The sequence below is a fragment of the Staphylococcus sp. HMSC068C09 genome, assembly GCF_001813735.1.
Classification (GTDB): Bacteria; Bacillota; Bacilli; order Staphylococcales; family Staphylococcaceae; genus Staphylococcus; species Staphylococcus hominis.
Genome location: NZ_KV813769.1, coordinates 1 through 9,966, shown reverse-complemented (window position 1 = coordinate 9,966; position 9,966 = coordinate 1). Strand labels below are relative to the sequence as shown.

Genomic DNA, 9,966 nt, shown 5'->3' with positions numbered 1-9,966 from the left:
TGATGGTGTGTGTGATTAGACATTTATTATTCACCTCTTTGATGATGAGCATGTTGAATGGCTTGTTTTAATAAAGTAGAAACATGTTGATCGTCTATAGAATAAATCATGGATTGTCCATGACGTGACGATTTAACGAGGCCTGCTTGTTTTAAACTCTTTAATTGATGCGATACATTTGATTGAGTTAATTTTAATGTATGCGTAATATGCCCAACACTAGCTTCACCTTTATATAACAATTCTAAAATACGTAAACGGTTATAATCGCTTAACGCTTTAAATGTCTCAGTTAAACGGTTAAGCATGTATTCATCTATAAATATATCTCTATCTTTATTTGTATTGGACATCACATGAGACCTCCTCTTTAATATATTAATATATATTCATATATTAATATATAGTGTCCTTGTCTAAGTGTCAATGATATATAGTAAATAAGTTTAAAAATGATACTAAGTGGTATTAATAAACTATGAAATGAATTGAAGGAGGAAATAAGTTTATGAGTATATTAGTTATTGGTGCTAATGGTGGCGTAGGTTCTAAATTGGTTAACCAATTAAAAGAAGATCAAGTTGATTTTACAGCCGGTGTTCGTAAAGAAGAACAAGAAAGTGCGTTAAAAGATCAAGGTGTTAATGCCATTTTAATAGATGTAGAAAAAGATAGTATTGATGATTTAACTGAGAAATTCAAAGGCTTTGATAAAGTTATTTTCTCAGTTGGTTCAGGTGGTAGCACAGGTGCTGATAAAACAATCATTGTTGATTTAGATGGTGCAGTGAAAACGATTGAAGCAAGTAAAAAAGCAAATGTTAAACATTATGTAATGGTTTCTACTTACGATTCACGTCGTGAAGCATTTGATGCAAGTGGAGATTTAAAACCTTATACAATTGCAAAACACTATGCAGATAATCATTTAAGAAATTCTGGACTAACTTATACAATCGTTCATCCAGGTGGTTTAGAAGATAAATCAGGTACTGGTGAAATTAAAGCTGACTTGTATTTTGATGAAGGAAGTACAATTCCACGCGAAGATGTGGCTTCTGTATTAAAACACGTAGCGACTTCTGAAAATAAATTTGAAAATAAAGAATTTCAAATTCTTTCAGGGCATCAATCTATTCAAGAAGCATTATCTCGTTTTGAGTAGTTAAGTTAGATAATTAATTACAAATGAAAAGTTCTGTGTTAGAGTAGGACAGTGAGTTTTAAAACTTGCTGTTCTATTCTTTTTTATTAATATATATAATTTCTATTAAATTAATAATGAAATTGATATAATAAACATATGAGTGAAAATTTTTGTTTAACGATAGAAGCGAAACAGCTTTCATATAGAATTAGTTATCTGATATATTAAAAGCTTAAATAGATAGTAATTTAAAGATAAAGTGGGTCATCAATTGTTCTAATTATACATAATCATTTAAATACGATATTTCACTTTAAAATAAAGAGAGAAGCAATAACCGTGTTTTAGGAGGTGCAATCATGCCATTATTTTTAAAGCCTATTTTCTTTGAAAAAATATGGGGCGGTAATAAGTTAAATCAATTTAATTACGACATACCAAGTGAACAAACTGGAGAATGCTGGGGTATTTCTGCACATCCGAATGGAAAAAATATGATTGAAAATGGTCAGTATGCTGGTCAAACATTAGATCAAGTATGGAATGATCATAGAGAATTATTTGGAGACTTTCCAAGTAAAGATTTCCCTTTATTATGTAAAATAGTGGATGCAAGACATCCTCTATCTATTCACGTTCATCCTGACGACTCGTATGCATATGAATTTGAAAATGGTCAATATGGTAAGTCTGAATGTTGGTATATTATTGATGCAGAAGAAGACGCTGAAATTATACTCGGTACTTCTGCTGATTCAAAAGAAACATTTGAGAATAAGATAAAAGAAGACGCGGTGTTGGATGCAGTAGAAAGAATCAAAGTTAAACCAGGTGAGTTTTATTTTATACCAGCTGGAATGCTTCATTCTATAGGTTCTGGCGTTTTAGTATATGAAACAATGCAATCATCTGATATTTCATATAGAGTATATGATTATGAACGTAATCGAACTGATGGATCATCATTAGAAGTTAGCAAAGCATTAGACGTGATTCAATTTACTGCAAATGCACCTACTATAGTACCTGAAACTACAATTGTAGAAAATCATAAACGTAGCCAAATTGTATCTAATGACTTTTTTACAATGGTTAAATGGGAAATAAGTGGAACGCTTAATTATATGAAGCCTCGTGAATTTTGTCTTATTTCTGTATTAGAAGGTCGTGGACAAGTGATTACAGATGGTGAAATCTTTAAGCTAGAAAAGGGATCTAATTTTATTTTAACTTCTGAAGATTTAGATAGCGTATTTGAAGGAGAGTTCACTCTAATTATAAGTTATATTTAGTTAATCAATTTAATTTATAAGCAGACGTGTTGGAATAATTTCTATATCTAGCATGATTTTCTTGTGTGATAGCTGAATCTAGAAGTTTTTTATCTTCCGCTTCCTGTTAATCGGAAATCTAATAATGTTTAAATAATGAGATAGTATATTTTAATAGTGAAATGGAATTTTGTGAGGATTCATATGATTCTATTTCACTTTTTTGAATTTAAAAAGTGATTTAATAATACGTCAACTCTATTAAAAAAATATGATAAAATAAAAAAAACGAAATCTTATAGACTATTCATATATTTAAATTTAAGCGATCTAAAAATGACTAATAGGTGCTAAAATTAATATTAATATATACATGAATAAAGATGCTAAATTTAAAATAAGTAAGAAGGAGATTCTAGATGGCAGAAGAAGTAAATTACTTTTGGTTAAATTGTGGATATACAAGATGGAACCATAATGAACCATTAGTTGGACAAACAACTTTATTTGAGTCTGGAGCACAGTTCAATCCTACTCAGGGTTTTCGAGCGTTCAAAAAAGCTAAAATTGGCGATCAAGTGATTTTTTATCAAGTACAAACAGATACTGGATTATTAGGAATTGGGGAAATTATTAGTGTTCAAACAGGAGCACAAAATAAAATTAGAGTTGAATTTAAATTTAATGAAGAGTTAAAGCCTTTAACTACTGACTATTTAAAACGTAGTGAAGTGCTAGATTATCGAATGAATAATATGCGAGAAACGTTAATAAATCAACTCACAAAAGAGGAGTTTCAATTAATCGTTGAGTTAGGAAAAGGTAACATTCAATTACCTCGATATTTCTTTTTATCTGAAACTGAAAAATTTGAACCTGATACCCATTATACGATTTTTACACATACTTATAATGGAATTAAACGGAATGGTTATCATTTTTATAACCAATTAGAAGTAGGGGATAATTTAATATTTTATGATAAGAATAGTAATCAATCGGTCGTAGGAATTGGTGAAGTATCTCGTCATATTCATGAAAAACCTCCAATTCCTGGTCGTACTAATAGTACTGCAATTGAGATTTATTATGAAAAGAATATCACTCCTGTTACATTAGGAGCACTAAATAAACATCCTAAATTAAAGAACTTATACTTTTTACAAGAAAATGCTAAGCAAGCAATAGCAAGTATGAGTCAAGCACAATACGATGCTATTATAGACATGAGTGAAAATGATGGGATTAGAACACCATTTGAGACTATTAAAAAACCAGGATTCAATACGGCTCATGATGAGACCATTAAACCTTTTATTTTACTCGTTGTAGATAAACGTGAAGAAGGTTTGAAAGCAGCCAATAATCTTTTACAAAAAACGAATGCTAATCCAGTTATTACTAGTGGTCACCCTGACTTTAGTGAAGATATGTTATATGGCAAATATCTACCTAATGAGACAGGTGCCTTATATTATAGAGAAGGTTTTATTACACAACTTATGCCTAAAAATGACAAAAGTTACTTAGTGATTGATAACTTTAATAGACTTGATCCAGATATATTTCAAACTTATATTAATGTTTTAGAAGGGTACGAAGTTACATTACCTAGATATAATAAAGACGGTAACATGATTACTTGGTCTCGTGAAAAAGATTCTTTTTATCATTTTAATCCTAATTGGCATATTATTGGCGTAACATACGAAAAGTTAGAAGATATAAAAAATAAATATTCACAACAATTTTTAAAATATACACGTATTGTAAAAGTGAACCATGATGCATAATGTCAAACAAGTTAGATAAAAACAGCATAATGTATAATTAGTTAAAGTGGATATAGAATTTGAAATAAATTCTATATCCACTTTTTCTGTGTTTAATGAGTCCTTGTAAAAGGAATATATTAAATAGGTTAAAAAGGAAGGTGACGGAACATGCCAATCGTTTATTACGATGGAAATTGTGTGTATTGTTATAATTATTGTATTTGGCTAATACAACATGGTTTACCTAAAAATTATGAGTTTGCGATGTTAAAAGGAGAAGCGGGACAACATTTATTTAAACAACATCCCGAAGCTAAAAATAAAAATAGTGTGATACTACAAGAAGGAGATCGTTTATATTACGAGACTACTGCAGTAGCAAAATTAATCACAACATTAAGTAGTAAAAAATGGTTAGGTATACTACTTAGAGTAATGCCATTACCAATAAGAAATTTAGGTTATCGACTGTTTGCTAATAATAGAGATAAAATGTGGAAAACACATTGGCATAAACCAAACGCATATGAAAAATCATTCTTTATTGATGATGATAGACAATAAATGAGAAAACTATTTTTTAATTGATAATATCTATATATTTTGATTATATATTATAAAGCTTTTGATAATGATTCTATATATTTATTCATAAGTATTAGTGTTTTTAAGTTGCGTGTGTAAAATGACTTTACAGATTATAATTATTATAATATAATTATGATTGTAAAAGAGAGACTTGGCTGTATAAAAGTACAAAAAAGGAGAGATTCGATGACTCAACAAGATGTAGTAAAAGAATTAAATCAACAAGTAGCAAACTGGACAGTAGCATATACAAAATTACACAACTTCCATTGGTATGTTAAAGGTCCTAATTTCTTCTCATTACATGAAAAATTTGAAGAATTATACAATGAAGCTAGTCAATATGTAGACGATTTAGCAGAACGTATTTTAGCAATTGGAGGTAACCCAGTAGCAACATTAAAAGAAAGTTTAGAACTTTCAATTGTAAAAGAAGCAGAAACACATTACACTGCTGAAGAAATGGTTAAAGCTTTCTCTGAAGATTTAACTCAAATTTCTAAACAACTTGGAAAAGCAATTGAAGTTGCAGGAGAAGCAGGAGACGATGTTTCAGAAGATATGTTTATTGGCATGCAAACATCAGTAGATAAACATAATTGGATGTTTAAATCTTATTTAGTTTAAATATTCTATTTTAAAAAGAGCCATTGTGGACGATAAAACGTCTACAATGGCTCTTTTAACTTTAATATTAACATTGATAAGTGATTATTCAGCGATTTCTAAAGCAATTTCCATCATTTGAGTAAATGATGTTTGACGTTCTTCAGCTGATGTAGCTTCATCTCTTAAGATATGATCACTTACAGTAAAAATACCTAATGCTTTTTTACCAGCATGAATTGCATTTAAATATAAGCCAGCTGATTCCATTTCAATACCTAAGATACCCATGTTCTTCCAACTATCGTTAAAATGTTTATCGGCATTATAAAACGTATCTGATGATAAAATATTTCCAACATGTGTAACTGCTCCGATATCATCAGCAACTTGTTTAGCTTTAGTAATTAACTCAAAATCTGCAATTGGAGCAAAGTGACCAGGAATATTAAATTGATCTACATAATTTGAATTAGTTGAAGCAGCTTGAGCAATAATGACATCATATAAATTCACATTCTCTTGTAATGCACCACATGAACCAATTCGAATAATTGTATCAACATCAAAGAAATTATAAAGCTCATACGAATAAATTCCAATACTTGGAATACCCATACCTGAACCCATTACTGAGATTTCTTTACCTTTATATGTGCCAGTGTATCCAAACATATTACGTACTTCATTAAATTGCTCAACATTTTCTAAAAAGTTATCAGCAATATATTTTGCACGTAATGGATCCCCAGGCATTAATACTGTTTTAGCAATTTTAGTTCCATTAGGTTGAATATGAGGTGTACCGTTTGTCATGAATATCTTCTCCTTAACATTTTTATTCAAAATAAAGATAACATTTGTTTAAAATTTTTGCGAATTTTTGTACTATATAAATGAAAGAAACATATAAATTATGTTAATACAGTTGGCTTTCGAGCAATACATTGGAGGAAATTTTTATGGAATATTCAAAATATATTGATCATACACTTTTAAAACCGGAATCAACACGTCAACAGATTGATAAAATTATTTCTGAAGCTAAGGCGTATCATTTTAAATCGATTTGCGTTAATCCAACCCACGTTAAGTATGCTTCTGAACAGCTTGTGAATTCTGATGTGCTTGTATGTACAGTGATTGGGTTCCCACTTGGAGCTACAACAACCGCTACAAAGATTTTTGAAACAGAAGATGCGATTAAAAATGGCGCGTCAGAAATTGATATGGTTATCAATATAGGCGCACTTAAAGATGGAAGATATGAAGACGTTCAAAAAGATATCGAAGGCGTAGTTGGCGCAGCTAATGGAAAAATAGTGAAAGTTATTATTGAAACTGTTCTTTTAACAGACGATGAAAAAGTGAAAGCAAGTGAACTAGCAAAAGCTGCTGGTGCAGATTTCGTTAAAACATCAACTGGCTTTGCTGGGGGAGGCGCTACACCAGAAGATGTGAAATTAATGAAAGACACTGTGGGAGACGAATTAGAGGTTAAAGCTTCAGGTGGCGTACGTAATTTAGAAGATTTCAATAAAATGATTGACGCAGGCGCTACACGTATAGGTGCGAGTGCTGGTGTCCAAATTATTCAAGGTTTAGAGTCAGATTCTGATTATTAATCATGCAGTTGATGTAACAGCATACAGATACAACAGCTTATTTTGAGAGGAGTTCAGAATGATGAGAATGATAGATATTATTGAAAAGAAACGCGATGGAAAATCATTATCTAAAGAGGAAATTGAATTCTTTATCAAAGGCTACACGGAAGGAGATATCCCAGATTATCAAGCCTCAAGTTTAGCTATGGCGATTTTCTTCCAAGATATGAATGAAGAAGAACGTGCAGCTTTAACTATGGCAATGGTTAATTCAGGTGATGTTATTGATTTATCAAAAGTCAATGGTATTAAAGTAGATAAACACTCAACTGGTGGCGTTGGAGATACGACGACATTAGTGTTGGCACCATTAGTAGCTGCAGTGGGAGTGCCAGTTGCCAAAATGAGTGGCCGTGGTTTAGGACATACGGGTGGTACGATTGATAAATTAGAATCTATTGATGGGTTTCATGTTGAAATCTCTGAAGCGGACTTCATTAAACTTGTTAATGAAGATCAAGTTGCAGTGATTGGACAAACAGGCAATTTAACACCTGCAGATAAGAAACTATACGCATTAAGAGATGTTACAGGAACAGTTAACTCTATTCCTTTAATCGCATCATCTATCATGAGTAAGAAAATTGCCGCGGGTGCTGATGCAATCGTCCTAGATGTTAAAACTGGAAATGGTGCATTCATGAAAACATTAGAAGATGCCGAGGCTTTAGCACATGCTATGGTTAGCATAGGAAATAATGTTGGTAGAAATACAATGGCTATTATTTCAGATATGAGCCAACCACTTGGTCGTGCGATTGGGAATGCTTTAGAATTAAAAGAAGCGATTGATACATTAAATGGTCAAGGACCTGAAGATTTAACTGAACTAGTATTAACGCTTGGTTCACAAATGGTCGTACTTGCTGAAAGAGCAAGTACACTTGAAGAGGCGCGTCAATTGCTCAATGAAGCCATTGAAAATGGCTCAGCATTAGATAAATTCAAAACATTTTTAGAAAATCAAGGTGGCGATGCTTCAGTTGTCGATTCACCGGAGTTATTACCGACTGCCGAATATCAAATTGATTATAAAGCAAAATCAAGTGGTGTAGTTTCAGAGCTTATTGCTAATGAAATTGGCGTTGCTTCAATGATGTTAGGTGCGGGAAGACAAACGAAAGAAGATGACATAGATTTAAGTGTTGGCATTGTGTTGAATAAGAAAGTAGGAGACAACGTCAATGAAGGAGAGTCTTTATTAACGATTCACAGTAATCGTGAAAATGTTGATGATGTAATTAAGAAACTTGACGAAAGTATCGAAATTAAAGCGCAAGCAAAAACACCAACATTAATTCATAAAATAATTACAGAGTAGGAGTGTTAAATATGACGACACCATTTAAAAGAGTACATTTAATTGTCATGGATTCAGTAGGTATTGGTGAAGCACCTGATGCTGCAGCTTTTAATGATGAAGGTTCACACACATTAAAACACACGTTAGAAGGTTTTAACCAATCATTACCTAATTTAGAAAAATTAGGATTAGGTAATATTGAAGATTTGCCAGTAGTCAATAAAGTTGAACAACCAGGTGCTTTTTATACTAAATTAAGTGAAGCTTCTGTTGGAAAAGATACGATGACAGGACATTGGGAAATTATGGGACTAAATATCATGCAACCATTTAAAGTTTATCCAAATGGATTTCCTGACGAATTAATTCAAGAGATTGAAGAAATGACAGGTCGAAAAGTTGTAGCAAATAAACCTGCTTCAGGTACTGCAATTATTGATGAATTAGGCGAACATCAAATGAAAACAGGGGATTTAATTGTTTATACTAGTGCAGACCCAGTACTTCAAATTGCTGCACATGAAGATATTATCCCACTTAAAGAATTGTATGATATTTGCGAAAAGGTTCGTGAATTAACTAAGGATCCTAAGTACTTAATTGGCCGTGTTATTGCACGTCCATATGTTGGTGAACCAGGAAACTTTACTCGTACATCTAATCGTCATGATTATGCTTTAAAACCATTTGGTAAAACTGTTATGAATACATTAAAAGATAGTGATTATGATGTTATTGCTATTGGTAAAATCAATGACATCTATGATGGCGAAGGTGTAACTGAAGCCATTCGTACAAAAAATAATATGGATGGCATGGATAAGTTAATAGAAGTTGTCAAAAAAGACTTTAATGGATTAAGTTTCTTAAATCTTGTTGATTTTGATGCTTTATATGGTCATCGTCGTGATAAAGAAGGTTATGCACAAGCCATTAAAGATTTTGACGAACGCTTACCAGAATTAATTGATAATTTACAAGAAGATGATTTAGTGATTATTACTGCTGATCATGGTAATGATCCAATTGCAGAGGGAACAGATCATACTAGAGAATATATTCCAGTGCTTATGTTTAGCCCTAAAATAGATGCATACCATGAATTATCAGGAGATACAACATTTAGTTCTATTGGTGCAACAATTGCAGATAATTTCAATGTTGAATTGCCAAAATACGGAAAAAGTTATTTAAAAGAAATGGGAGTTGAATAATTATGAAAATAATGAGATATTTGTTAGGTTTAGCATTTGGAACAGCAGGAATACTACATTTTACAAAGGAACGTCAATTTAGATCGATTGTACCGGAGTATTTACCATTACGAAAAACAGCAGTTTTAGTGACAGGCGTATTTGAAATGTTCTTTGGAGTTATGTTATTAGCTAAAAAACCTGCGGATTGGTTGAAAAAAGGTATTAATGCATTTTTACTTGCGGTTTTTCCAGGAAACATTTACATGGCAAGAAAGCAATTACCATTAGGAAATAAATCTATTCCTAAGTGGGCATTATACTTAAGATTACCACTTCAATTCATTTTAATAGCTATTGTAAAAAAATTATAATAAAACTTAAATAAACAATGAGTCCGGGACATAAAGTATCTA

General features: G+C 31.5%; 11 protein-coding genes. 9 read left to right on the top strand and 2 right to left on the bottom strand.

The genetic code is table 11. The annotated features are described in order from the left end of the window. Nucleotides 1–26: 26 nt before the first annotated feature. Nucleotides 27–353 (bottom strand): ArsR/SmtB family transcription factor, encoded by a 327-nt coding sequence (locus HMPREF2930_RS09145; protein WP_002448641.1) that lies wholly within the window; start codon nt 351–353, stop codon nt 27–29. 155 nt (nt 354–508) lie between these two features. Between HMPREF2930_RS09145 and HMPREF2930_RS09140 the strand changes: the two genes are divergently transcribed. The 5 genes from HMPREF2930_RS09140 to HMPREF2930_RS09120 all read left to right on the top strand — a co-directional run bounded on the left by HMPREF2930_RS09140 (nt 509) and on the right by HMPREF2930_RS09120 (nt 5,408). Then, nucleotides 509–1,165 (top strand): SDR family oxidoreductase, encoded by a 657-nt coding sequence (locus HMPREF2930_RS09140; RefSeq protein WP_002448697.1) that lies wholly within the window; start codon nt 509–511, stop codon nt 1,163–1,165. Between the two features lie 341 nt (nt 1,166–1,506). Then, complete coding sequence (locus HMPREF2930_RS09135; protein WP_017176087.1) at nt 1,507–2,439, top strand: type I phosphomannose isomerase catalytic subunit; 933 nt, start codon at nt 1,507–1,509, stop codon at nt 2,437–2,439. A gap of 398 nt (nt 2,440–2,837) precedes the next feature. Beyond that, a complete protein-coding gene (locus HMPREF2930_RS09130; protein WP_017176088.1) occupies nt 2,838–4,211 on the top strand; it encodes an EVE domain-containing protein in 1,374 nt (457 codons plus the stop codon). A gap of 150 nt (nt 4,212–4,361) precedes the next feature. Then, nucleotides 4,362–4,757, top strand: coding sequence for a thiol-disulfide oxidoreductase DCC family protein (locus HMPREF2930_RS09125; protein WP_017176089.1), 396 nt, complete (start codon nt 4,362–4,364; stop codon nt 4,755–4,757). A 210-nt stretch (nt 4,758–4,967) separates the two neighbouring features. Beyond that, nucleotides 4,968–5,408 (top strand): Dps family protein, encoded by a 441-nt coding sequence (locus HMPREF2930_RS09120; protein WP_017176090.1) that lies wholly within the window; start codon nt 4,968–4,970, stop codon nt 5,406–5,408. Nucleotides 5,409–5,492: 84 nt separating this feature from the next. On the opposite strand, the gene deoD is transcribed toward HMPREF2930_RS09120, so the two are convergent. After that, nucleotides 5,493–6,203, bottom strand: a complete 711-nt coding sequence (deoD, locus tag HMPREF2930_RS09115) for a purine-nucleoside phosphorylase (protein ID WP_017176091.1) — start codon at nt 6,201–6,203, stop codon at nt 5,493–5,495. Nucleotides 6,204–6,349: 146 nt separating this feature from the next. Here deoD and deoC point away from each other — a divergent pair, with 146 nt between their 5' ends. From deoC to HMPREF2930_RS09095, 4 genes are all read left to right on the top strand, one after another. Next, complete coding sequence (gene deoC / locus HMPREF2930_RS09110) at nt 6,350–7,012, top strand: deoxyribose-phosphate aldolase (protein WP_017176092.1); 663 nt, start codon at nt 6,350–6,352, stop codon at nt 7,010–7,012. A 61-nt stretch (nt 7,013–7,073) separates the two neighbouring features. Next, the gene (locus tag HMPREF2930_RS09105) at nt 7,074–8,375 is read left to right on the top strand and encodes a pyrimidine-nucleoside phosphorylase (protein WP_017176093.1); all 1,302 of its coding nucleotides are present in this window, start codon (nt 7,074–7,076) and stop codon (nt 8,373–8,375) included. An 11-nt stretch (nt 8,376–8,386) separates the two neighbouring features. Next, entirely contained in the window at nt 8,387–9,571 is a 1,185-nt protein-coding gene (deoB, locus tag HMPREF2930_RS09100) for a phosphopentomutase (protein ID WP_017176094.1), read from the top strand. A gap of 2 nt (nt 9,572–9,573) precedes the next feature. After that, complete coding sequence (locus HMPREF2930_RS09095) at nt 9,574–9,924, top strand: DoxX family protein (protein ID WP_017176095.1); 351 nt, start codon at nt 9,574–9,576, stop codon at nt 9,922–9,924. Nucleotides 9,925–9,966 lie beyond the last annotated feature (42 nt).